The sequence below is a fragment of the Actinacidiphila bryophytorum genome, from assembly GCF_016916835.1.
GTDB classification, from domain to species: domain Bacteria; phylum Actinomycetota; class Actinomycetes; order Streptomycetales; family Streptomycetaceae; genus Actinacidiphila; species Actinacidiphila bryophytorum.
Genome location: NZ_JAFFIX010000001.1, coordinates 398,679 through 421,528 on the forward strand (window position 1 = coordinate 398,679; position 22,850 = coordinate 421,528).

The 22,850-nt window shown below is 73.5% G+C and carries 18 protein-coding genes; 13 read left to right on the plus strand and 5 right to left on the minus strand.

Features of this window, described 5'->3' with window-relative positions; all coding sequences use genetic code 11:
* Positions 1–2 precede the first annotated feature (2 nt).
* Together JT723_RS35680 and JT723_RS01650 are read left to right on the plus strand one after the other, a co-directional pair.
* Positions 3–617: a helix-turn-helix domain-containing protein gene (locus JT723_RS35680; protein WP_265749548.1), complete on the plus strand. Its 615-nt coding sequence runs from the start codon at positions 3–5 to the stop codon at positions 615–617.
* Complete coding sequence (locus JT723_RS01650) at positions 614–1,870, plus strand: MFS transporter (RefSeq protein ID WP_265934422.1); 1,257 nt, start codon at positions 614–616, stop codon at positions 1,868–1,870. The genes JT723_RS35680 and JT723_RS01650 overlap by 4 nt, the downstream gene beginning before the upstream one ends.
* 29 nt (positions 1,871–1,899) lie before the next feature.
* Here the strand turns inward: JT723_RS01650 and JT723_RS01655 are convergent, their stop codons facing one another.
* A complete protein-coding gene (locus JT723_RS01655; protein ID WP_205042496.1) occupies positions 1,900–2,139 on the minus strand; it encodes a hypothetical protein in 240 nt (79 codons plus the stop codon).
* A gap of 76 nt (positions 2,140–2,215) precedes the next feature.
* Between JT723_RS01655 and holA the strand changes: the two genes are divergently transcribed.
* Positions 2,216–3,202 carry a DNA polymerase III subunit delta gene (gene holA / locus JT723_RS01660; protein ID WP_205042497.1) on the plus strand — a complete coding sequence of 329 codons (987 nt, stop codon included), beginning with the start codon at positions 2,216–2,218 and terminating at the stop codon, positions 3,200–3,202.
* Between the two features lie 33 nt (positions 3,203–3,235).
* Here the strand turns inward: holA and JT723_RS01665 are convergent, their stop codons facing one another.
* The gene (locus JT723_RS01665; protein WP_240165028.1) at positions 3,236–4,129 is read right to left on the minus strand and encodes a hypothetical protein; all 894 of its coding nucleotides are present in this window, start codon (positions 4,127–4,129) and stop codon (positions 3,236–3,238) included.
* A gap of 249 nt (positions 4,130–4,378) precedes the next feature.
* A complete protein-coding gene (gene rpsT, locus JT723_RS01670; RefSeq protein ID WP_205042498.1) occupies positions 4,379–4,645 on the minus strand; it encodes a 30S ribosomal protein S20 in 267 nt (88 codons plus the stop codon).
* A 247-nt stretch (positions 4,646–4,892) separates the two neighbouring features.
* Between rpsT and lepA the strand changes: the two genes are divergently transcribed.
* From lepA to hemW, 4 genes are all read left to right on the plus strand, one after another.
* The gene (gene lepA / locus JT723_RS01675) at positions 4,893–6,758 is read left to right on the plus strand and encodes a translation elongation factor 4 (RefSeq protein WP_205042499.1); all 1,866 of its coding nucleotides are present in this window, start codon (positions 4,893–4,895) and stop codon (positions 6,756–6,758) included.
* A gap of 165 nt (positions 6,759–6,923) precedes the next feature.
* Positions 6,924–8,807: an AMP-dependent synthetase/ligase gene (locus tag JT723_RS01680; protein ID WP_205042500.1), complete on the plus strand. Its 1,884-nt coding sequence runs from the start codon at positions 6,924–6,926 to the stop codon at positions 8,805–8,807.
* A 392-nt stretch (positions 8,808–9,199) separates the two neighbouring features.
* Complete coding sequence (locus JT723_RS01685) at positions 9,200–11,062, plus strand: ATP-binding SpoIIE family protein phosphatase (RefSeq protein WP_205042501.1); 1,863 nt, start codon at positions 9,200–9,202, stop codon at positions 11,060–11,062.
* A 39-nt stretch (positions 11,063–11,101) separates the two neighbouring features.
* Positions 11,102–12,334: a radical SAM family heme chaperone HemW gene (hemW, locus tag JT723_RS01690; protein WP_205042502.1), complete on the plus strand. Its 1,233-nt coding sequence runs from the start codon at positions 11,102–11,104 to the stop codon at positions 12,332–12,334.
* A gap of 59 nt (positions 12,335–12,393) precedes the next feature.
* Here the strand turns inward: hemW and JT723_RS01695 are convergent, their stop codons facing one another.
* Positions 12,394–13,218, minus strand: coding sequence for a DUF3097 domain-containing protein (locus tag JT723_RS01695; RefSeq protein ID WP_205042503.1), 825 nt, complete (start codon positions 13,216–13,218; stop codon positions 12,394–12,396).
* A gap of 71 nt (positions 13,219–13,289) precedes the next feature.
* The gene (locus tag JT723_RS01700) at positions 13,290–14,036 is read right to left on the minus strand and encodes an MBL fold metallo-hydrolase (RefSeq protein WP_372441210.1); all 747 of its coding nucleotides are present in this window, start codon (positions 14,034–14,036) and stop codon (positions 13,290–13,292) included.
* 176 nt (positions 14,037–14,212) lie between these two features.
* Between JT723_RS01700 and hrcA the strand changes: the two genes are divergently transcribed.
* The 6 genes from hrcA (at position 14,213) to JT723_RS01730 (ending at position 22,733) form a co-directional block, all read left to right on the plus strand.
* Positions 14,213–15,229 carry a heat-inducible transcriptional repressor HrcA gene (gene hrcA / locus JT723_RS01705; RefSeq protein ID WP_205042504.1) on the plus strand — a complete coding sequence of 339 codons (1,017 nt, stop codon included), beginning with the start codon at positions 14,213–14,215 and terminating at the stop codon, positions 15,227–15,229.
* Positions 15,230–16,363 carry a molecular chaperone DnaJ gene (gene dnaJ, locus JT723_RS01710; protein WP_033172910.1) on the plus strand — a complete coding sequence of 378 codons (1,134 nt, stop codon included), beginning with the start codon at positions 15,230–15,232 and terminating at the stop codon, positions 16,361–16,363. It abuts the gene before it with no gap.
* 448 nt (positions 16,364–16,811) lie between these two features.
* Positions 16,812–17,873 carry a nitronate monooxygenase gene (locus tag JT723_RS01715; protein WP_205042505.1) on the plus strand — a complete coding sequence of 354 codons (1,062 nt, stop codon included), beginning with the start codon at positions 16,812–16,814 and terminating at the stop codon, positions 17,871–17,873.
* Positions 17,870–18,613 carry a 16S rRNA (uracil(1498)-N(3))-methyltransferase gene (locus JT723_RS01720; RefSeq protein ID WP_205042506.1) on the plus strand — a complete coding sequence of 248 codons (744 nt, stop codon included), beginning with the start codon at positions 17,870–17,872 and terminating at the stop codon, positions 18,611–18,613. The genes JT723_RS01715 and JT723_RS01720 overlap by 4 nt, the downstream gene beginning before the upstream one ends.
* A gap of 420 nt (positions 18,614–19,033) precedes the next feature.
* Positions 19,034–19,390, plus strand: coding sequence for a hypothetical protein (locus JT723_RS01725; protein WP_205042507.1), 357 nt, complete (start codon positions 19,034–19,036; stop codon positions 19,388–19,390).
* Positions 19,391–19,427: 37 nt separating this feature from the next.
* The gene (locus JT723_RS01730) at positions 19,428–22,733 is read left to right on the plus strand and encodes a S41 family peptidase (protein WP_205042802.1); all 3,306 of its coding nucleotides are present in this window, start codon (positions 19,428–19,430) and stop codon (positions 22,731–22,733) included.
* Positions 22,734–22,850 lie beyond the last annotated feature (117 nt).

The window sequence follows — 22,850 nt, forward strand, 5'->3', positions numbered from 1 at the left end:
ATATGAAGGAGCAGCCATGGCAACACCAGGTCCACCTCACCGACCCGCGCGCCCTGCGCGCCTACGCACATCCGACGCGGATGAGGCTGGTCGGCCTGCTCCGCCAGGAGGGGCCGTTCACCGCGACCCGGGCGGCGGAGCTGACCGGCGAGTCCGTCGCGAGCTGCTCGTACCACCTGCGGATACTGGCCAAGTACGGCCTGGTCGAGGAGGCCGACCCGGGCGGCGCGGGGCGGGAGAAGCCGTGGCGGGCGACGGCCGCGTACACGGACTGGCCGAACTACTCGCCGGACCCCGCGGTCGCCTCGGCCGCGGAGGCGCTGAACGCGGCGGTGGCGGAGAACCAGCTCCACCGCATGATGCGGGCGCTGGAGACCCGGCACACCCTGCCGGAGGAGTGGCAGCGGGCCGAGCGCCACTCGGACGCGATGCTCTACCTCACCCCGGAGGAGCTGGTGGCGCTGGGGGAGCGGCTCGACGCGATGGTCGCGGAGTACGCCGACCGCGGCTACCACCCGGAGCTGCGGCCCGAGGGTGCCCGCCGCGTGGCGTACATGCACGTCGCCTATGTCGCCCCGGACGGCCGGGACGGCGACCCCCGGGGGGAGCACGCGTGAGCACCCCCACCCTGGTGCGCACCCTGGCCGGCCGGGCGCCCGCGCTGCTGCGCGAGCAGCAGTTCCGCCGCTACTGGACCGGCCAGACGGTCTCGCTCTTCGGCGACGAGGTCAGCTACCTCGCGGTGCCGCTGGCCGCCGTCTTCGTGCTGCACGTCGGGGCCACCGGGATGGGTTGGCTGCGCTTCGCCGGGCTGCTGCCCGCGCTGCTGTTCTCGCTGCCCGCCGGTGCCTGGGCGGACCGGCGCGGGCGCCGGCGGCAGACCATGATCGCCGCGGACCTGGCGCGGGCGGCGCTGATGGCCTCGCTGCCGCTCGGCTACGCCTTCGGGGTGCTCACCTTCGTCCAGTTGTGCGCCGTCGTCTTCGCGGTCGGCACCCTCGCGGTGGTCTTCGACGTCTGCAACGCCACGCTGCTGGTGTCGCTGATGAAGCCCGACCAGTACATCGCGGGGAATGCGCTGACCAGCGGCAGCCGCGCCTTCTCCTTCGTCGCCGGGCCGAGCGCCGGCGGGCTGCTGGTGCAGGTGCTCGCCGCACCCCTGGCGCTGCTCGCCGACGCCGCCTCCTACCTGGCCTCGGCCTGGCAGCTGGCCCGGATAGCCCCCGAGGAGCCGCCGGCGGCCGAGCCCGGCAAGGGCCGGCTCACCGAGGGCCTGCGCTTCATCGCCCGCTCACCGCTGCTGCGGGCGATCCTGGCCTGCGCGGCGACCATCAACCTGTTCAACTTCGCCTTCAACACCCTGGTGGTCCTCTACGCCGTCGACGAACTCGGCCTCAGCGCCGGGACGCTGGGCCTGGTCATCGGCGCAGGCGCGGTCGGCAGCCTGGTCGGCGCGGTGGTCAGCGGGCGGGTCGTGCGGGCGATCGGCGTCGGACCCGCACTGACGGCGGGCGCCTTCCTCTTCCCGGCGCCGCTGGTCCTGGTGCCGCTGGCCGGCGGGCCGACCCCGCTGCTCCTGGCCACCTTCTTCGCCGCGGAGTTCGCCGCAGGCCTGGGCGTGATGCTGCTGGACATAGCGTCGGGCTCGCTGCAGGCTGCCGTCATACCCAACGCCCTGCGCTCCCGGGTCTCCGGCGCCTTCAGGACCGTCAACTACGGTGTGCGCCCGCTCGGCGCCCTGGCCGGCGGCTTCCTCGGCTCGGCCATCGGCCTGCGGCCCGCCCTGTGGCTGGTCACCCTGGCCGCCACGCTGGGCGCCCTGTGGCTGCTGCCCTCACCCGTACCGCGCACCCGCGAACTGCCCACCTGACAAGGCCGCGGACGCGCCCCGGAGGGCGGCTACTCCAGCCAGCCGTCGTGCGCGGCGGCGAGCGCGTCCAGCGCATAGGCGTCCAGGTGCCCGTCCGGGTCCTCGACGACCACCAGCCACTGGGCGTCCTCGGCGTCGTCCTCCCCGGCCAGCGCGTCACGCACCACCCGCGGCTCCTCCGCCGGCGCGAAGCGGTCGCCCACTTCGGCGGCGACCTCCTCTGCGGCGTCACGGTCGGGAAGCACCAGCACATGGCGTACGTCGGTCACCGGGACATTGTGCCGCGGGCCGCCGGGGACCCCTTCGCGGACCCGCTGTCGCAGGGGCGTGGGATGCTGGGGCGCGATGGCAAGGAAGACCGCTCAAGACGACCCGCTCGCTGCGCTCACGCTCGCCGTGGGGCAGGAGGACCTGCTGCTGGACCGCGCCGTCCGGGAGGTGGTGGTGGCGGCGAGGGCCGCCGACCCCGACACCGACGTCAGGGACCTGGCACCGGACGCGCTGCAGCCGGGGACGCTGGCCGAGCTGACCAGCCCGTCGCTGTTCGCCGAGCGCAAGGTCGTCGTCGTGCGCAATGCGCAGGACCTGTCCGCCGACACCGTCAAGGACGTCAAGGCGTATCTGGGCGCACCGGTGGAGGAGATCACCCTGGTGCTGCTGCACGCCGGCGGCGCCAAGGGCAAGGCGCTGCTGGACGCGGCCCGAAAGGCGGGGGCGCGCGAGGTGGCGTGCCCGAAGATGACCAAGCCGGCCGACAGGCTCGCCTTCGTACGCGGCGAGTTCCGTACGCTCGGCAGGTCGGTGACGCCCGAGGCGGCGCAGGCGCTGGTCGACGCGATCGGCAGCGACCTGCGGGAGCTGGCCAGTGCGTGCGCCCAACTGGTCGCGGACACCGAGGGCACTGTCGATGTCGCGGTGGTCGCCCGCTACTACACCGGGCGGGCCGAGGCGACCGGCTTCGAGGTGGCGGATCTCGCGGTGACCGGGCGGACGGCGGAGGCGCTGGAGCGGCTGCGCTGGGCGCTGTCGGTCGGGCAGCCCCTGCCGGGCATCACCTTCGCGCTGGCCTCGGGGGTGCGGGCGATCGGCAAGCTCGCGTCGGCCCCGCGCGGGGCGAACCCCGGCCAGCTCGCCCGGGATCTGGGCATGCCGCCGTGGAAGATCGACCGGGTCCGGCAGCAGATCCGCGGCTGGAGCGCGGACGGCGTCTCGGTCGCGCTGCAGGCGGTCGCGGAGGCCGACGCGGCCGTCAAGGGCGGCGCGGCGGACCCGGCGTACGCCCTGGAGAAGGCGGTCGTCACCATCGCCCGCGCCGCCCGCACCCGCAGCTGAGCAAGCGCGGGCCGGCTGCTGCCGGGGAAGCCGCTACTTGAGCTTCGCCAGCGTCGCCTTCGTCGCCGACTTCACCCACTCGGTGCCCTGGCTGAGCGTCGGGCTGGCCTTGGCGTCGTCGTTGAGCGAGTCGGGGTAGTGGTACCAGGAGAGGGAGAAGGTCAGCGCCCCGTCGCGCACCGCGAGGATGACCTCCCGGCTGCCGGTCTCGCTGCCGTCCGAGTCCGTGGTGACCGAGTCCATGGTCGCCAGGTACGCCTCGTCCCCGTAGCCGTCCACCGCCGTGACGGTGTACTTGTCCTTGGCGTCGGAGCCGCCCACGACGTCGTAGCCCTTCCAGTGGTCGGCGAACTCCGGTCCCGGGTCGGACTTGCGGTGCAGGTCGGCGTCGATCGTCAGATAGGCGTCGGAGTAGGTCGAGGACTCCTGCTTGAGGCTCTCGCTGCAGTGCATCTCGGCGACGGCGGGCCGGTCGTTGGTGTACGAGGTCGGGTCGTCGTCCGGCTTGGGGTAGGCGGTCGCGAAGGCGCTCAGGTCGGCGGTGCCGCACAGGTCCTTGGTCACCTTGTAGCCGTGCAGGGCGGGCTTGCCCGAGTCCTTGCCGAGCAGCAGCACCCCGCCGCCCCACAGCGCGGACGCCACGGCGGCGCCGACCACCGCCCACAGCACCGCCTTGCCCGCCCCGCCGCGTCCCCCGGCGCCCGGCGGGGCCTGGCCCGGCTGCGGCTGGCCGTAGTAGGCGGCGGGCTGCGCGGGGCCGTAGGGGCCGGCCGCGGTCTGGGCGTAGGGGTTGAGCTGCGGCGGCACGGGCGTCCCGTACCCGCCGGCCGGCGGCTGCCCGGGCACCTGCCCAGGGGTCTGGCCGGGTATCTGCCCGGGGGGCGGTCCCGGCGGGGGCACGGCTCCGGAGCCCTGCGGGGGGTTCATGTACGGATTTGAGCCCGGCTGGTCAGGCGGCGGCATCGACATGCGGTGAGGATATCGACGCCGTCAGTGAGCCGTCAGCGGAAAAACACCGCCCGTCCGGGAATCCCGGACGGGCGGTGTGAGGCGTATCCGTGCGCCGCAGGCACGTGGCGAACGTCCGCGTGCGGCGCGGGTCTTGGGCGGTGCGGGTCCGGGCGGTAGAGGGGCCGCTGAGTCCGGTTGCCCGCCGTGCCGGCGGACCCTGGGTGATCAGCCCTGGAGCGCGGCGACCGACTGCGCGATGGCCGACTTCTTGTTGGCGGCCTGGTTCTTGTGGATGACGCCCTTGCTCACGGCCTTGTCGAGCTTCTTGGACGCGGCACGCGCGGCGGCCTCGGCCTTGGCGGCGTCACCGGCGGCGACGGCCTCACGGGTGCGGCGGACCGCGGTCTTGAGCTCGGACTTGACCGCCTTGTTGCGCAGCCGCGCCTTCTCGTTGGTCTTGTTGCGCTTGATCTGGGACTTGATGTTCGCCACGAAGGAGCCTTCTCAGGTTCGTTTACCGAAAGGATCAGCGCCCCGGGTCCTGGTTCCGGCGGTTTGCGGCCGACGGGGGCCACGAGGCACAGCGCCCCAGGTTACCAGCAGCGCCGGGCCGCTCCCAAACCGCACGGCGGCCGCCGGCCGTGGGACCATGGAGGCTACGTATCGATCCGACCAGCCAGCAGAGACCGAGTCCCGCGCGGAGCGCGGCGGTGAGCGTCTCCGAGAAAATGGACCCTGCGTGCCCGCGACCCCTTCCTCCGTGCCGGAGCCGAGCCGTACCGACCCGGCGCTGATCCGCAACTTCTGCATCATCGCGCACATCGACCACGGCAAGTCGACACTCGCCGACCGCATGCTCCAGCTCACCGGGGTCGTCGACGCTCGGCAGATGCGTGCTCAGTACCTCGACCGGATGGACATCGAGCGTGAGCGCGGTATCACCATCAAGTCGCAGGCCGTCAGGCTGCCCTGGCAGCCCACCGACGGCTCCGGCGGCACGCACATCCTGAACATGATCGACACCCCGGGGCACGTCGACTTCACCTACGAGGTCTCCCGCTCGCTCGCCGCCTGCGAGGGCACCGTCCTCCTGGTGGACGCGGCCCAGGGCATCGAGGCGCAGACGCTGGCGAACCTCTACCTGGCGATGGAGAACGACCTCACCATCGTCCCGGTGCTGAACAAGATCGACCTGCCGGCCGCCCAGCCGGAGAAGTTCTCCGAGGAGCTGGCCAACCTCATCGGCTGCGACCCCGACGACGTGCTGCGGGTCTCGGCCAAGACCGGCGTCGGCGTGGACGCGCTGCTCGACCGGGTGGTCAGGGACGTCCCCGCGCCGGTCGGCGTCGCCGACGCACCCGCCCGCGCGATGATCTTCGACTCGGTCTACGACTCCTACCGCGGTGTGGTCACCTACGTCCGGGTCGTCGACGGGCAGCTCACCAAGCGCGAGCGGATCCGGATGATGTCCACCGGCGCCACCCACGAGCTGCTGGAGATCGGCACCAACTCGCCGGAGATGCTGCCCGCCGACGGGCTCGGCGTCGGCGAGGTCGGCTATCTGATCACCGGTGTGAAGGACGTGCGGCAGTCCAAGGTCGGTGACACCATCACCACCCAGAGCGCGGGCGCCACCGACGCGCTGGGCGGCTACAAGGACCCCAAGCCGATGGTCTTCTCCGGCCTGTATCCGCTGGACGGCTCCGACTACCCCGAGCTGCGCGAGGCCCTGGACAAGCTGCAGCTCAACGACGCGGCGCTGGTCTACGAGCCGGAGACCTCCGCGGCCCTGGGCTTCGGCTTCCGGGTCGGCTTCCTCGGCCTGCTGCACCTGGACGTGATCCGCGAGCGGCTGGAGCGCGAGTTCGGCCTCGACCTGATCGCGACGGCGCCCAACGTGGTCTACCGGGTGCTCATGGAGGACGGCGCCGAGCACGTCGTCACCAATCCGAGTGAATTCCCCGAGGGCAAGATCTCCGAGGTCTACGAGCCGGTGGTAAGGGCCACGGTGCTGGCCCCGACCGAGTTCATCGGCGCGATCATGGAGCTGTGCCAGAACCGGCGCGGCTCGCTGCTCGGCATGGACTACCTGTCGGAGGACCGCGTCGAGATCCGCTACACGCTGCCGCTGGCCGAGATCGTCTTCGACTTCTTCGACAACCTCAAGTCCAAGACCCGCGGCTACGCGTCGCTGGACTACGAGCCCACCGGCGAGCAGAGCGCCGACCTGGTCAAGGTCGACATCCTGCTGCACGGCGACAAGGTGGACGCCTTCTCGGCGATCACCCACAAGGAGAAGGCGTACGCCTACGGTGTGCGGCTGGTCGCGAAGCTGCGCGAGCTCATCCCGCGGCAGAACTTCGAGGTGCCGATCCAGGCCGCCATCGGCGCCCGGGTCATCGCCCGCGAGACGGTCCGCGCGATCCGCAAGGACGTGCTCGCCAAGTGCTACGGCGGTGACATCTCACGCAAGCGCAAGCTGCTGGAGAAGCAGAAGGAGGGCAAGAAGCGGATGAAGATGGTCGGCAGCGTCGAGGTCCCGCAGGAGGCCTTCATCGCGGTGCTGTCCACCGACTCCGACGGCGACTCCAAGGCGAAGAAGTAGGGCGCGGCCCGGGAAGCCCCAGGCGGCGGCAGGGGGCTTCCCGCGGTACGGGCGGCACGACGCGCTGGCCGCACCCTCTTACGCACCGGGCCTGCGCCCTCTACTCTGATCCGACGGATAGGTTACTGGTGAGTTAAGAACGCCCGCGCGTGCCCGGAGGTTGCGGTGACCGACACACAGACGTTGCTAGAGAATCGGCCGCCCTCCGTGGCGACGCTCTTCCTGGACCGGGTGGCGGCCACGCCGGACGCGGAGGCGTACCGCTACCCGCTGCCGCCCGGGGCCGGCCAGGAAGGCCCCGACGGGTGGCGCTCGCTCACCTGGGGCGAGTCCTCGCGCCGGGTCTATGCCATTGCCGCAGGGCTGATGGACCTGGGGGTGCGGCCCGAGGAGCGGGTCGCCATCGCCTCCAACACCCGGGTCGAGTGGATCCTCGCCGACCTCGGGGTGCTGTGCGCCGGTGCGGCGACCACCACCGTCTACCCCAGCACCAATGCCGAGGAGACCGCGTTCATCCTCGCCGACTCCGGTAGCCGGGTGCTGATCGCGGAGGACGCCGCGCAGCTGGACAAGGCCAGGCAGCGCAGGGCCGAGCTGCCCGATCTGGCCCATGTCGTGGTCATCGACGCGGAAGGTGCACTGGACGAGGCGGGCGACGGCTGGGTGCTCTCGCTCGCGGAGCTGGAGAAGCGCGGCGAGGCCTATCTCGCGCAGCATCCCGGCGCCGTCGTGGACGCGGTCGCGGCGATCACCAAGGACCAACTCGCCACGCTGATCTACACCTCGGGCACCACCGGCCGGCCCAAGGGCGTGCGGCTCCCGCACGACTGCTGGTCCTACATGGCGCGCGCCATCCAGGCCATCGACCTGCTCGAACCCGAGGACGTGCAGTACCTGTGGCTGCCCCTCGCGCACGTCTTCGGCAAGGTGCTGACCGCCGGGCAGATCTCCGTCGGGCACATCACAGCCGTCGACGGCCGCGTCGACAAGATCATCGAGAACCTGCCGGTCGTGCAGCCGACCTACATGGCCGCGGTCCCGCGCATCTTCGAGAAGGTCTACAACGGCGTGGCGGGCCGCGCCCGTGCGGGCGGCGCCGCCAAATACCGCATCTTCCAGTGGGCGGCGGGCGTCGCGCGCGACTACGCCAAGGCCACGCAGAACAGCATGCGGCTCACCGGCAGCCCGTCGGCGCCGGCCGGCCTGCGGGCCAAGCACGCGCTGGCCGACAAGCTCGTCTACAGCAAGCTGCGCGAGGCCTTCGGCGGCCGGCTGCGGGCCTGCGTGTCCGGCTCGGCCGCGCTCGCCCCCGACATCGGCTACTTCTTCGCCGGCGCCGGCATCCACATCCTGGAGGGCTACGGCCTCACCGAGTCCAGCGCCGCCAGCTTCGTCAACCCCGGCGAGAACTACCGCACCGGCACCGTCGGCAAGGCCCTGCCGGGCCTTGAGGTCCGCATCGCCGAGGACGGCGAGATCATGCTGCGCGGCCCGGGCATCATGCAGGGTTACCACGGCCTGCCCGACAAGACCGCGGAAGTCCTCGAACCCGACGGGTGGTTCCACACCGGGGACATCGGGGAGCTGTCCCCCGACGGCTTCCTGAAGATCACCGACCGCAAGAAGGACCTGATCAAGACCTCGGGCGGCAAGTACATCGCCCCCGCCGAGGTGGAGGGGCAGTTCAAGGCGGTGTGCCCCTTCGTCAGCAACGTCCTGGTCGTCGGCGGCGGGCGCAACTTCTGCACGGCGCTGCTCGCGCTCGACGAGCCCACCATCCTCGGCTGGGCCGAGGAACACGGCCTCGCCGGCACATACGCGGAGGTCGTGACCTCCGCCGAGGTCCGCGAACTCATCGACGGCTACGTCCAGCGGCTCAACGAAGGCCTCCAGCGCTGGCAGCAGGTCCGCCAGTTCCGCATCCTCCCGCGCGACCTCGACGTCGAACACGGCGACCTCACCCCGAGCCTGAAGCTCAAGCGCCCCGTCGTGGAGCGCGAGTTCGCCCCCCTGATCGAGGAGATGTACGCGGGCGCCCGCGAGGCCTAGGCCCCCGGGCGGCCCGCCCTGCCCCCTGCGGTGCGTTGCTTGCCTGCGGCCGCATCGTGGCTGGTCGCGCAGTTCCCCGCGCCCCTGAAAACGCTCACCCTCGCAGGCAGACGGCGCCGCCTCTGCGAGAAAGGGCAACCACCAGGGGCGCGGGGAACTGCGCGACCAGCCCGGACGGGCGGAAAGAAGGCAACGCCACAGCAAGTGGCAATTGCCTGGGGCGCGGGGAAGTGCGCGCTCAGCCCACGGCGGGGGAGAGACGCAGCGCCACGGCAAGTGGCAGGCATGTGGTGCGCGCCCCGGGCGCCCGGGATGTTAGTGGTTCGGCCCGGTGGAAGCGGGCGGTTCGCCGGAAAGGGACCCGCTCGGGGGTCACGCAGTGCCCCCGAGCGATGGCACCCTGTAACCATGGAGTCGTGAGGCTCCCCCGTGCACACCGTGAGGGCGAGGCCCGCGACACGGCCTCGGACAAGTCCGAGGCCGTGTCGCAGACGAGTCTGCCCGGGAACCAGCAGGCCGCCGGCGCGGCCCGCAGGTTCCTGCGCGCGGCGCTGGCCGAGTGGGCCGCGGCGGGGATGCCCGCGGCCGCGGCCCTGGAGGATCGTGTCGTCGACGACGGCATGCTCCTGGTGAGCGAGCTGGTGACGAACGCCGTCGTGCACGCGGGCACCGCCGTGGATCTGGTGTGCCGGCTGGAGGCGGGGCAGTCGGGGCAGTCGCCGCCCGGAGTGGTGGTCGAGGTGTCGGACCGCCACCCGGCGCGGATGCTGCGCGGCGAGGCCGAGCCCGACCTGCCGGACGACCGCCGGGAGAGCGGCCGCGGCCTGCAGCTGGTGGCGGCGCTGTCGGACGCCTGGGGCATCAGCTACCGGCGCGACCGCAAGACGGTGTGGTGCCGATTCGACCTGCCGCAGGACGGCGCAGAGGCGCAGGTGCCGGCGCCGCGCGGCGAACCGCCCGCGGAGCTGCTGGCGCCCTTACCGCCGCCTGCGGCGGCGCGGCGCGGCGCCGAGGACTGGGTGGACCGCGGGGCGCTGTCCTTCCTCGCGGAGGCGTCGGACCTGCTGGCGGGCCAGCTGGACGAGGACAATGTGGCGTCGCTGGCGACGCAGCTGCTGGTGCCGCGGATCGCGGACTGGTGCGCGGTGTGGGTGTACCCGGCGGGGGCGCAGGCCCGGCTGTCGAGCGTATGGCACGGCGAGGAGCACCGGATCGACGGCCTGCGGGCCGTACTGGAGAAGTCGCCGCCCGCGGCCGACCTGCCGCCGGGGGCGCGGCGGACCGCGTGGCCCGCGACTGCGGACGGCGGGGTGTGCGACCTGGGCGGCGCCCTCGCGGTGCCGCTGATCGTGGCGGGGCGCTGCCACGGCACGCTGCTGCTGGGCCGGGCGGGGCTGCTGGGGATGCCGGACGAGATGACGGGCCTGGTGGAGGACTTCGCCCGCCGCGTGGCGCTGGCGATGGGCGCGGCCCGGCAGTACGCGCGGCAGGCGATGATCAGCACGGTGCTGCAGCGCGGCCTGCTGCCGCCTGCGGTGGGCCGTATCCCCGGCATCGACCACGCGGTGGTCTACGAGCCGCTGGCCGGCGACTGGGTCGGCGGCGACTTCTACGACCTCTTCCCCGCGGGCGACGGCCGCTGGTGCTTCGCGCTGGGCGACGTGTGCGGCAACGGCCCCGAGGCGGCCTCGCTCGCCGGTGTCGCCCGCCCGGTGCTGCGGCTGCTGGCCCGCGAGGGATTCGGCGTCAGCGACGTCCTGGACCGGCTCAACAAGGCGCTCGCCGACGAGGCCGCCGCGGCGCTGGCCGGCGGCACCGCGGCCTGGGAGGGCGGCCAGGCCCGCTTCCTGTCGCTGCTGTACGGCGAGATCACGCCGTACGCCCCGGAGTGCGGCGCCCATGTCACGCTGGCCTCCGCGGGGCACCCGCTGCCGCTGGTGCTGGCCGGGAACGGCAGGGTGCGGGAGGCGGCGGGGCCGCAGATCCTGCTGGGGATCTCCGAGACGCCGCAGTACACGAGCGAGTCCTTCGACCTGTCGCCCGGCGACTCCCTGCTGTGCGTGACCGACGGGGTGACCGAGCGCCGCCGCGGGCGCCGGCAGTTCGACGACGACGACGGCCTGGCCACGGTCCTGGGCGCCTGTGCGGGCCTGGACGCGGCCGGTATCGCCGAGCGGGTGCGGCACGCGGTGCACGTCTACGACACCGCCCCGCCCGGCGACGACCTGGCGGTGCTGGTCCTGCAGGCCCGCTGACGTCGCCGGGCACCGCCGGGCGTACCGGATACTGGGGTCATGCCCTCCGTACTGCCCGACGGCGAACCCGTGCCCGAGGACGGCGCCCTGCCGCCGCAGGCGCTGGCCGGTGCCGCCGCGCGCCCGCTCGGCTTCTACCTGCACGTGCCCTACTGCGCCACCCGCTGCGGCTACTGCGACTTCAACACCTACACCGCGAGCGAGCTGCGCGGCTCCGGCGGTGCGCTGGCGTCCCGCGACAACTACGCCGACGTCCTGGTGGACGAGATCCGGCTGGCCAGGAAGGTGCTCGGGGACGACCCGCGGCACGCGGCCACCGTCTTCGTCGGCGGCGGCACCCCGACGCTGCTGCCCGCCGCCGACCTGGTGCGGATGCTGGGCGCGATCAGGGACGAGTTCGGGCTCGCGGCCGACGCGGAGATCACCACGGAGGCCAACCCGGAGTCGGTGGACCCGGCGTATCTGGCGGAGCTGCGGGCCGGCGGCTTCACCAGGATGTCCTTCGGCATGCAGAGCGCCCGGCAGCATGTGCTGCGCGTCCTGGACCGCACCCATACCCCCGGCCGCCCGGAGGCATGCGTCGCCGAAGCACGCGCCGCCGGGTTCGAGCACGTCAACCTCGACCTGATCTACGGCACACCCGGCGAGTCCGACGACGACTGGCGCGCCTCCCTCGACGCGGCAATAGGCGCAGGCCCCGACCATGTGTCGGCCTATGCGCTGATCGTCGAGGAGGGTACGCAGCTGGCCCGGCGGATCCGCCGCGGCGAGGTGCCGATGACCGACGACGACGAGCACGCCGACCGCTACCTGATCGCCGACGAGCGGCTGTCCGCGGCGGGCTTTCGCTGGTACGAGGTCTCCAACTGGGCCACGGCGGAGGCCGGCAGGTGCCGCCACAACGAGCTGTACTGGACCGGCGCGGACTGGTGGGGCGCGGGACCCGGCGCACACAGCCACGTCGGCGGTGTGCGCTGGTGGAACGTGAAGCACCCCGGCGCATATGCGCAGGCACTCGCCGAGTCCCGCAGCCCGGGCGCGGGGCGCGAGGTGCTGGTCGCCGAGGACCGCAGGGTCGAGCGGATCCTGCTGGAGCTGCGGCTGTCCGCGGGCTGCCCGCTGGACCTGCTCACCGAGGCGGGCGCGAAGGCGGCGGTACGGGCGGTGGGCGAAGGACTGCTGGAGCCCGCCGCGCACGAGGCCGGGCGGGCCGTGCTGACCCTGCGCGGCCGGCTGCTGGCCGACGCCGTGGTGCGCGACCTCACCGACTGAGGCAGCGATGCGCACGGGCGCGGGCGACGCGGGCCGCCCCCAGGGTCACTCGGGCGCGGTCACGAAGCGGTCACGAAGTCGATCAGGTGCTCCACCGAGCCCAGCAGCTCCGGCTGCAGGTCCTTGTACGTCCGCACCGACGCCAGGATGCGCTGCCAGGCCTCGCCGGTGGACATGTCCCAGCCCAGCGCCCTGCACACCCCGGTCTTCCAGTCCTCGCCGCGCGGCACCCGCGGCCACCCGGCAATGCCGACGGACGCGGGCTTCACCGCCTCCCACACGTCGATGTAGGGGTGCCCGACGACCAGGACGTCCGCGCCGCTCACCGACGCGGCGATACGCGACTCCTTCGACCCCGGCACCAGGTGGTCGACCAGCACACCGAGCCGGGCGTCAGGGGCGGGAGCGAAGTCCGCGACGATCGCGGGCAGGTCGTCCACGCCCTCCAGGTACTCCACGACGACGCCTTCGACCCGCAGGTCGTGGCCCCAGACCCGCTCGACCAGTTCGGCGTCGTGCCGCCCCTCGACGTAGATCCGCCCGGCCCGCGCCACCCGCGCCTTCGCACCCGTCACCGCGACGGAACCCGACGCGGACAGCAGCGGCCCGCGCGGCGCCGGCGCGGCCTGCGGGCGTACCAGCGTGACCGTACGGCCGTCGATCAGGAAGCCGCGGGGCGTCATCGGGAAGACCCGGTGCTTGCCGAAGCGGTCCTCCAGGGTCACCGTCAGCCCCTCCGCGGTCTTCTCGCAGCGCACCACCGCACCGCAGAAGCCCGTGGTGGCCTCCTCGACCACCAGGTCGGTCTCGGCCGCCACCTCGGGAGCCGGGGCGCTCTTCTTCCAGGGCGGGGTCAATTCGGGGTCGTAACTCCTGCTGCGCATGGGGGCGATCGTAACCAGCGGCACCTTGCCGAGCCCAGGACGCGCGGCAAAGGGCGCCGCCAGTGCGCCGTCTAGTCCGCCGTCCCGAAACGCTCGGCAAGGGCGTCGCGCTGCGCCCGCACGTAACGCGCGTCGACCACGGCGCCGTGCCCCGGCACATAGCGTCCCGTCTCGCCGCCGAGTGCGAGCAGCGCGTCCAGGGTGCCCGGCCAGTGCGCCGGGTCCGCGTCCTCCCCGGCCTGCGGCTCGCCCGACTCCTCGACCAGGTCGCCGCAGAAGACCACCGTCGGGTCGCTCGGAGTGGCGCCGGGCACGACCACCACCAGGTCGTGACCGGTGTGCCCGGTGCCCGGGTGCACCAGCCGCACCCGGCGCTCCCCGAGGTCGATCTCGGTCGCACCGGCGACCGGCCGGGTCGGCAGCACCAGCTCCCGCGCCGCCTGCCCGGCCTGGCCGGGGTCGGTGCCGTGCCCCACCGCGCTCTCCCGCAGCGCTTCGCGCTCCCGGGTCAGATAGCCGGCCAGCGAGTGCTCGCCGTAGACCTCGGCACCGGGGAAGGCAGCGGTGCCGAAGACGTGGTCGAAGTGACCGTGGGTGAGGACGATGTGCGTGACGGTGCGCCCGGTCAGCGCCTCGACCTGCCCGCGCAGCTCTTCGCCCTCGGCCGGCGTCGAGGCGGTGTCCACCAGGAGGACGCCGTCGGATCCGACGACCAGTCCGATCGTCACATCGAGATGGGGCATCCGGCGCCTGGCGACCCCGGGAGCCAGCTGCTCCCAGACAGAACCGCCCGTACCCGGATTCTCCGTGCTCTCCACAGATTCCACGGGGGTGACCGTATCGCCGCCGCGGTGCCGCCCGCCGCCACCTCCCCGCACCCGGTGTGCCGCACCCTTGCCGAGCCCTTGCCGCCTCGCCGTACACTGGCTGCGGGAAAGCTGGCACTCGAAACGGCGGAGTGCCAGGCCAGGGATGTCACGGCTGGAGGTGCGCGATGCTGAGCGAACGCAGACTCGAAGTCCTGCGTGCCATCGTTCAGGACTACGTCGGCACCGAGGAGCCCGTCGGGTCCAAGGCGCTCACCGAACGTCACCGGCTCGGCGTCTCACCGGCCACCGTGCGCAACGACATGGCCGTGCTGGAGGACGAGGGCTACATCGCCCAGCCGCACACCAGCGCCGGCCGCATCCCCACCGACAAGGGCTACCGGCTCTTCGTCGACAAGATGGCCGGCGTCAAGCCGCTGTCGTCCGCCGAGCGCCGGGCGATCCAGAACTTCCTGGACGGCGCCGTCGACCTCGACGACGTCGTCGCCAGGACCGTACGGCTGCTCGCCCAGCTCACCCGGCAGGTCGCCGTCGTGCAGTACCCCTCGCTCACCCGGTCCGCGGTACGCCACGTGGAACTGCTCGCGCTCGCACCCGCCCGCATCATGCTGGTGCTGATCACCGACACCGGGCGCGTCGAACAGCGGCTCATCGACTGCCAGGCGCCCGTCGGCGACACCGTGCTCGCCGACCTGCGCGCCCGGCTCAACAGCCGGGTCGTCGGCCGCCGGTTCGCCGACGTGCCGCCGCTGGTCCAGGACCTGCCGGAGAGCTTCGACCCCGACGACCGCCCCGCGGTCGCCGGAGTGCTCGCCACCCTGCTGGAGACACTGGTGGAGCAGACCGAGGAGCGCATCATGCTCGGCGGCGCCGCCAACCTCACCAGGTTCAACCACGACTTCCCGCTGACGATCAGGCCGGTGCTCGAAGCGCTGGAGGAGCAGATGGTGCTCCTCAAACTGCTCGGCGAGGCAACCGACTCGGCCATGACCGTGCGGATCGGGCATGAGAATTTTCACGAGGGCCTCAACTCCACCTCGGTGGTGGCCGTCGGCTACGGTTCGGGCGACGAGGCAGTCGCCAAACTCGGCGTGGTCGGACCGACCCGCATGGACTACCCCGGAACGATGGGAGCGGTACGCGCAGTGGCACGTTACGTCGGACAGATCCTGGCGGAGTCGTAAGTGGCCACGGACTACTACGCCGTACTCGGCGTACGCCGCGACGCAGGGCCGGACGAGATCAAGAAGGCATTCCGCCGTCTCGCCCGGGAACTGCACCCTGACGTCAACCCCGACCCCAAGACGCAGGAGCGCTTCAAGGAGATCAACGCCGCCTACGAGGTGCTCTCCGACCCGCAGAAGAAGCAGGTCTACGACCTCGGCGGCGACCCGCTGTCCGCCGCGGGCGGCGGCGCCGGTGCCGGCTTCGGCCAGGGCTTCGGGAACTTCAGCGACATCATGGACGCCTTCTTCGGGCAGTCGCAGCAGCGCGGCCCGCGCTCGCGCACCCGGCGCGGGCAGGACGCCATGATCCGGCTGGAGATCGACCTCGAAGAGGCCGCCTTCGGCACCACCAAGGACATCCAGGTGGACACCGCGGTCACCTGCGGGACCTGCAACGGCGAAGGGGCCGCGCCCGGCACCGCCGCGCAGACCTGCGACATGTGCCGCGGCCGCGGCGAGGTGTCCCAGGTCACCCGCTCCTTCCTCGGCCAGGTCATGACCTCCCGGCCCTGCCCCCAGTGCCAGGGCTTCGGCACGGTCGTGCCCACGCCCTGCCCGGAGTGCGCGGGCGACGGACGGGTACGGTCCCGCCGCACCCTGACCGTCAAGATCCCGGCCGGCGTCGACAACGGCACCCGCATCCAGCTCGCGGGCGAGGGCGAGGTCGGCCCCGGCGGCGGCCCCGCAGGCGACCTCTACGTCGAGATCCGCGAGGTCCCGCACCAGGTCTTCCAGCGCCGCGGCGACGACCTGCACTGCACCGTCACCATCCCCATGACGGCCGCCGCGCTCGGCACGAAGTGCCCGCTGGAGACGCTCGACGGCCTGGAGGAGATCGACATCCGCCCGGGCACGCAGTCCGGCCAGTCGATCCCGCTGCACCAGCGCGGCATCACCCACCTGCGCGGCGGCGGCCGCGGCGACCTCGTCGTCCACGTCGAGGTCGTGACCCCGCACAAGCTCGACGCGGACCAGGAGGACCTGCTGCGGCGCCTCGCCAAACTCCGCGGCGAAGAACGCCCCACCGGCCAGTTCGCCCCCGGCCAGCAGGGCCTCTTCTCCCGCCTCAAGGACGCCTTCAACGGCCGCTGACGCCCCCGCACTCCCCGGCCGAGCACCCCGGGGGGGGTGCCCCTCCGCCCTGCGGCGCCCTTCCACCGCCCGCGGTGGCTGGGGGCGCCCTTCCGCGGGCCGCGGGGGCTGGGGGTGCCTCTGCGGCGGGCGGTGCTTTTCAGGGGCGCGGGGAACGGCGCGACCAGCCCTCCCCCAGGGCTTTGCCTGGGGGTGCCCCCATCTCGCTTCGCTCGCGGCCGGTGGTCCGGCACGGACCGAACAGCCCCTTCGGGCCGGTGACGACCCGCGCCCCCGGTGGGGGCTGGGCGCGCAGTTCCCCGCGCCCCTGAGGTGGTGGCGGTCCGTCGCCATGTGACGGATGTGGTGGCGGTCCGTCGGCACGCGACGGATGTGGTGGCCGTCCGTCGCCATGTGACGGTGGGCGGGGGGCGCGCCGCCCGAGGAGAGCGCATGGCAGGCTAGGCGCATGTCCGCGCCTAGTCTGACTTCGTTCTCGGAGTACCCGATCGTGCAGGCCCCGATGGCCGGCGGCGCGTCCAACCCGCGGCTGGCCACGGCGGTCGCGGCGGCGGGTGGTCTGGGGTTCCTGGCTGCCGGGTACAAGACGCCCGAGGCGATGTACCAGGAGATCCGCCAGCTCCGCGACCAGAGCACGCACCCTTTCGGGGTGAATCTGTTCATGCCGCAACCGCGGGCCACCGACCCGTCCGCGGTGGCGGTGTACGCCGAGCAGCTCGCCGGCGAGGAGGCCTGGTACGGGACGCCGCTGGGCGACCCGGACGCCAGCGCCGACGACGCCTACGACGCCAAGGTCGCGATACTGCTGGAAGACCCCGTGCCGATGGTGAGCTTCACCTTCGGCTGCCCGACCCAGGCGGTGCTGGAGTCCTTCCGCAAGGCGGGCACGTTCACGGTGGTCACGGCCACCTCCGTGCCGGAGGCGCTGGCCGCGCAGTGGGCCGGCGCCGACGCGGTGTGCGTGCAGGGCGTGGAGGCCGGCGGCCACCAGGGCACCCACCGCGACGACCCGCAGCTCGACCACGCCGGCACCGGCCTGCTCGCGCTGCTGCCGCAGGTGCGCGAGGCGGTGGACGTGCCGCTGATCGCGACCGGCGGGCTGATGCGCGGCGCGCAGATCGCCGCGGTGCTCGCCGCCGGCGCGGACGCGGCGCAGCTCGGCACGGCCTTCCTGGTCTGCCCCGAGTCCGGGGCGGACCCGCTGCACAAGAGGGCGCTCACCGACCCGGTCTTCAGCCGCACCGAGCTGACCAGGGCCTTCACCGGGCGCCCCGCCCGTTCGCTGGTCAACCGCTTCGTGCGCGAGCACGGCCCGTACGCGCCGCCCGGATACCCGCAGATCCACCATCTGACGGCGCCGCTGCGCAAGGCCGCCGCCGCGGGCGGTGACCCGCAGGCGATGGCCCTGTGGGCCGGGCAGGGCCACCGGCTGGCCCGCGAGGAGTCCGCGGGGCGCCTGATGGAGTTGCTGGTCGAGGAACTGCAGGCGGCGCAGGAGGTCGTGGCGTGACGGCACCGGTCTTCCTCGTCGAGCCCGCCGCGCTGGACGGCTCGCCCTCCCGGATCACCCTGGACGGCCCCGAGGGGCGCCACGCGGTGTCCGTACGGCGGCTGCAGCCCGGCGAGGAGGTCGTCCTGACGGACGGGGCAGGGCGGGGGGCGTACGGCAGGGTGGCCGCCGCCCGCGGCAAGGACGAGCTGGACGTCGACGTCGACGGTGTCCGGGAGGAGGACGCGCCCTCCCCGCGGATCACCGTCGTCCAGGCGCTGCCCAAGGGCGACCGCGGCGAACTCGCCGTCGAGACGATGACGGAGGCGGGCGTCGACGCGATCGTGCCGTGGGCGGCGGGGCGGTGCGTGACGCAGTGGCGCGGGGAGCGCGGCGCCAAGTCGCTGGCCAAGTGGCGGGCCACCGCCCGGGAGGCCGCCAAGCAGGCGCGGCGCCTGCGGTTCCCGACGGTCGGCGAGCTGATGACGACGCGTCAGGTCGCGGGGCTGCTCGGCGGGGCGGGCTTCGCCGGGGTCCTCCACGAGGAGGGTTCCGCGGCGCTGGCGGTTGCGCCCCTGCCGTCCGACGGCGAGCTGGTGCTCGTCGTCGGACCCGAGGGCGGGGTCGCGCCCGAGGAACTTGCCGCCTTCGCGGAGGCCGGGGCCGGCGCGTACCGTCTGGGGCCGACGGTCCTGCGCACATCGACTGCCGGCGTCGCCGCCACCGCCCTCCTCCTCACCCGCACCCACCGCTGGTCCTAGCCCCCCCGCCCCTGCGGCTCCCGGCCGCCCCGGGACCTCCCGCTGTGGTGGGCTTGTCGCGCAGTTCCGCCCCCAGAGCTTCGCCTGGGGGTACCCCCAGCGCCTCCTGGTGATTGCCGCTTGCGGCGCGCTCGTACCTTTCGGCGCGTTGTGATTGGGCGCGCAGTTCCCCGCGCCCCTGGGGGTGCCCTCTTCCCGCAGAGCCGGCGCCAGCAGGCGGCGCCGCTGCCTGCGAGGGCGAGCGTTTTTCAGGGGCGCGGGGAACTGCGCGACAAGCCCCCACCGGGGGAAGGCGAACGCCCACCGCAAGGGGCAGTCACATGGCGTGCCCCCGTAAGGGGTGAATCGGCCGTGTGGGGGATGGACCTGGGGGACGGGCCGCAGGACCGTGGAGGGATGGGAAAGGCCAGGAGAAATTTGGTGGTTGCAGCGCTGCTCGCAAGCGCGAGCGTCATCGCGGCGTGCGACCCGGCAGACGGCTTAGGAAGCAGCGCCGTGTCGGTGACGACGGACCAGTTGGCCACGCACGCCCTGAAAGCGGACAACGTCAAAGTGCAGTGGCTCTCGTGCAGCGCCCGGACGGGCACAAAGCGCGCGTCGGTGGACTGCGTCGGCCGCACGGACGACCAGCAGAAGATCTCGGTGAAGGGCACGGTGACCGAGCAGTTGGACAACACATGTGTGCGCGGCCGCCTGACCGCGACGGTCGGCACGCGCCGGGTCTTCGACGTACAGGGGCTCGGGAACTGCGGAAAGCGCACTCCTGCGGGGAGTTGATCGAAGTTAGGGTGGCCTGGTGACGCACCCGACACCGATGCAGCTGCGCGCTGACCGCCAGGCCCCGCAGCCCGCGCCCTCGTATCTCAGGCATCCGCATCCGCACGGCGGCGTGATCGCCTTCACGGCGGAGGACGACGTGTGGGCCGCACCGCTGGACGGCGGGCGGGCGTGGCGGGTGAGCGCGGACAACATGCCCGTGGGGCGGCCCAGGGTGGCGTCCGGCGGCGACCTGGTCGCGTGGACGTCGACCAGGGACGGGGCGCCGGAGGTGCATGTGGCGCCGCTGGACGGCGGTCCTTCGCGCCGGCTGACGTACTGGGGCGACGCGCGGACCGCGGTGCGCACCTGGGCGCCGGACGGTGCGCTGGTGGTGACGAGCGCGTACGGGCTGCCGTCCGCGCGCCGGGCCTGGGCGCGCACGGTCCCGCTGGACGGCGGGCAGGACACCCGGCTGCCGTACGGGCCGGTCGGCGACGTGGCGTACGGCCCGGGCGGCGCGGTGCTGGTGCAGTCGGTGCCGATGGGGCGCGAGGCGGCGTACTGGAAGCGCTACCGCGGCGGCACCGCGGGCAAGCTGTGGCTGGACCCGGACGGCAGCGGGGAGTTCGGCCGGGTGCACACCGGCCTCGACGGCAACATCGAGTGCCCGATGTGGGTGGGGGAGCGGATCGCCTTCCTGTCCGACCACGAGGGTGTCGGCGCGCTCTACTCCAGCCTCCCCGACGGCGGCGACCTGCGCCGGCACAGCGCGCTGGACGGTTTCTACGCCCGGCAGGCGGGTACGGACGGCGTCCGGGTGGCGTGGACCTCGGGCGGGCGGCTGTACCTGCTGGACGACCTGGCGGGCGCCGAGCCGCGCCCGCTGGAGATCGCGCTCGGCGGCCAGCGCACCGACCTCCAGCCGCACCCGGTGCGCGCCGCCCACCACTTGGGCGACGCCCGCCCCGACCACACCGGGCGGGGCAGCGCGGTGGAGATCCGCGGCACCACCCACTGGGTCACCCACCGCGGCGGCCCGGCCCGGGCGCTGGCCGCGCAGCCGGGGGTGCGCACACGGCACCCGCGGGTGTTCGCGCCGGGCGGCGCGGACGGCGAGCAGCACGTGGTGTGGGTGACGGACGCGGACGGCGGCGAGGACGCGCTCGAACTGGCCCCGGCGGTGGGCCTGCCTGCGGGCACGGCGCCGCGGCGGCTGGCGGCCGGGCGGCTCGGCAGGGTGCTGGAGATGGAGGTCTCGCCGGACGGGCACCGCATCGCCGTCGCCTCGCACGACGGCCGGGTGCTGCTGGTGGAGACGCAGACCGGCGAGGTGCGCGAGGTCGCCGCAAGTGACGCGGGCGACGCGACCGGGCTGGCCTTCTCGCCGGACTCGGCATGGCTGGTGTGGTCGGCGCCGGGGCCGGGTTCGCTGCGGCAGTTGAAGCTCGCGGCCACCTCCGACCTCGCGGTGACCGACGCGACTCCGCTGCGTTTCAACGACTACGCCCCGGCCTTCACCGCCGACGGCCGCCACCTGGCGTTCCTGTCGGAGCGGGCCTTCGACCCGGTCTACGACGCGCATGTCTTCGACCTGTCCTTCGCCAACGCGTGCCGCCCGTACCTGATCACCCTGGCGGCGACGACCCCGTCGCCCTTCGGGCCGCAGCGGCACGGCAGGCCGTACGAGCCGGACGAGGACGAGCAGGACGGCGGCGGCAAGGGCGAGGACGACAAGGGCCGCGACAAGGGCGAGGGCGACGCGAAGAGCGAGGGGCCGCGCACCCCGCCCACCCGGGTCGACGCCGAGGGCCTGGCCGACCGCATCGTGCCCTTCCCGGTCGAGGCGGGCCGCTACTCGGGGCTGCGCGCGGCCAAGGGCGGTGTGCTGTGGCTGCGCCACCCGCTGGTCGGCACGCTCGGCTCGGCCCTTGCCACGCCGGAGGCGCAGCCGCCCGGCACCGTGCTGGAGCGCTACGACCTGGTGCAGCTGCGCCTGGAGGAACTGGCGGAGGACGCCGACGACTTCGCGGTCACCGGCGACGGCACAAGGGTGCTGCTGACCGACGGCAGCAGGCTGCGGGTGGTGCCCGCGGACAGCAAGGCCGATCCTGACGACGAGTCCGGCGGCTCGGTCACCGTGGACCTGTCGCGCGTCCGGGTGACGGTGGACCCGCAGGCCGAGTGGCGGCAGATGTTCGCCGAGACCCACCGGCTGGCCCGGGAGAACTTCTGGCGGGCCGACATGGGCGGCCTGGACTGGGACGGCGTCGCCGACCGCTACCGCCCGCTGCTCGACCGGATCGCCACCCACGACGACCTGGTGGACCTGCTGTGGGAGCTGCACGGCGAGCTGGGCACCTCGCACGCCTACGTCATCCCGCCGGGCGGCTACCGCGACCCGCTGCACCGGCAGGGGCTGCTCGGTGCGGACCTGTCCCGTACCGAGGACGGGCGCTGGCGGGTCGACCGGGTGCTGCCGGGGGAGTCCTCCGACCCGCAGGCCCGCTCGCCGCTGTCGGCGCCCGGTGTGGCGGTCCGCGCGGGGGACGTGCTGCTCGCGGTCGACGGGCGTCCCGTGGACCCGGTGGCCGGTCCAGGGCCGCTGCTGGTCGGCACCGCCGGCAAGCCCGTCGAGCTGTCGGTGGCGGCCGCTTCCGGCGGCCCGGTGCGGCATGTGGTGGCGGTGCCGCTGGAGGACGAGGACGCGCTGCGTTACCACGACTGGGTGGCAGGGCGCAGGGCGCACGTGCACCGCGTGTCGGGCGGCCGGCTCGGCTATCTGCACGTCCCCGACATGGTCGGCAGCGGCTGGGCGCAGCTGCACCGCGACCTGCGGGTCGAGGTGGCCCGCGAGGGCCTGGTGGTGGACCTGCGGGAGAACCGCGGCGGCCACACCTCGCAGCTGGTGATCGAGAAGCTGGCCCGCCGCATCGTCGGCTGGGACCTGCCGCGCGGCAGCCACCCCATCAGCTACCCGCAGGACGCCCCGCGCGGCCCGGTCGTGGCGGTTGCCGACGAGCTGTCGGGCTCCGACGGCGACGTGGTGAACGCGGCGATCCGCGCCCTGGACATCGGCCCGGTCGTCGGGACCCGCACCTGGGGCGGGGTGATCGGCGTCGACAGCCGCTACCAGCTGGTCGACGGCACGGCGGTCACCCAGCCCAAGTACGCCTTCTGGCTGGAGGGCTACGGCTGGGACGTGGAGAACCACGGCGTCGACCCGGACGTGGAGGTGGTGTGCGCCCCGCAGCACTGGGCCGCGGGTGAGGACCCGCAGCTGGACACCGCGGTGGCGCTCGCGCTGTCCGCGCTGGAGACCACCCCGGCCAAGGTCCCGCCGCCGCTGCCGCCGCTGGGCTAGGGCCTGCGTGCCGGGCGCCGCGACGCCGCGGAGATCCAACGACAGGTCCTCGGCCGTGTTTTGGAAGTCCCGCCTGCCCCGCGACGCCTGGCACCCACGCTCGCTGCGTTGTCGGAG

Excerpts from the sequence above, each read along its gene's own strand:
- JT723_RS35680 (WP_265749548.1), top strand. The coding sequence starts at position 3 with ATGAAGGAGCAGCCATGGCAACACCAGGTCCACCTCACCGACCCGCGC.
- holA (WP_205042497.1), top strand. The coding sequence starts at position 2,216 with ATGGCAAGGAAGACCGCTCAAGACGACCCGCTCGCTGCGCTCACGCTC.
- JT723_RS01665 (WP_240165028.1), bottom strand. The coding sequence starts at position 4,129 with ATGAACCCCCCGCAGGGCTCCGGAGCCGTGCCCCCGCCGGGACCGCCC.
- JT723_RS01685 (WP_205042501.1), top strand. The coding sequence starts at position 9,200 with ATGGCACCCTGTAACCATGGAGTCGTGAGGCTCCCCCGTGCACACCGT.
- hemW (WP_205042502.1), top strand. The coding sequence starts at position 11,102 with ATGCCCTCCGTACTGCCCGACGGCGAACCCGTGCCCGAGGACGGCGCC.
- JT723_RS01695 (WP_205042503.1), bottom strand. The coding sequence starts at position 13,218 with ATGCGCAGCAGGAGTTACGACCCCGAATTGACCCCGCCCTGGAAGAAG.
- hrcA (WP_205042504.1), top strand. The coding sequence starts at position 14,213 with ATGCTGAGCGAACGCAGACTCGAAGTCCTGCGTGCCATCGTTCAGGAC.
- JT723_RS01715 (WP_205042505.1), top strand. The coding sequence starts at position 16,812 with ATGTCCGCGCCTAGTCTGACTTCGTTCTCGGAGTACCCGATCGTGCAG.
- JT723_RS01730 (WP_205042802.1), top strand. The coding sequence starts at position 19,428 with ATGCAGCTGCGCGCTGACCGCCAGGCCCCGCAGCCCGCGCCCTCGTAT.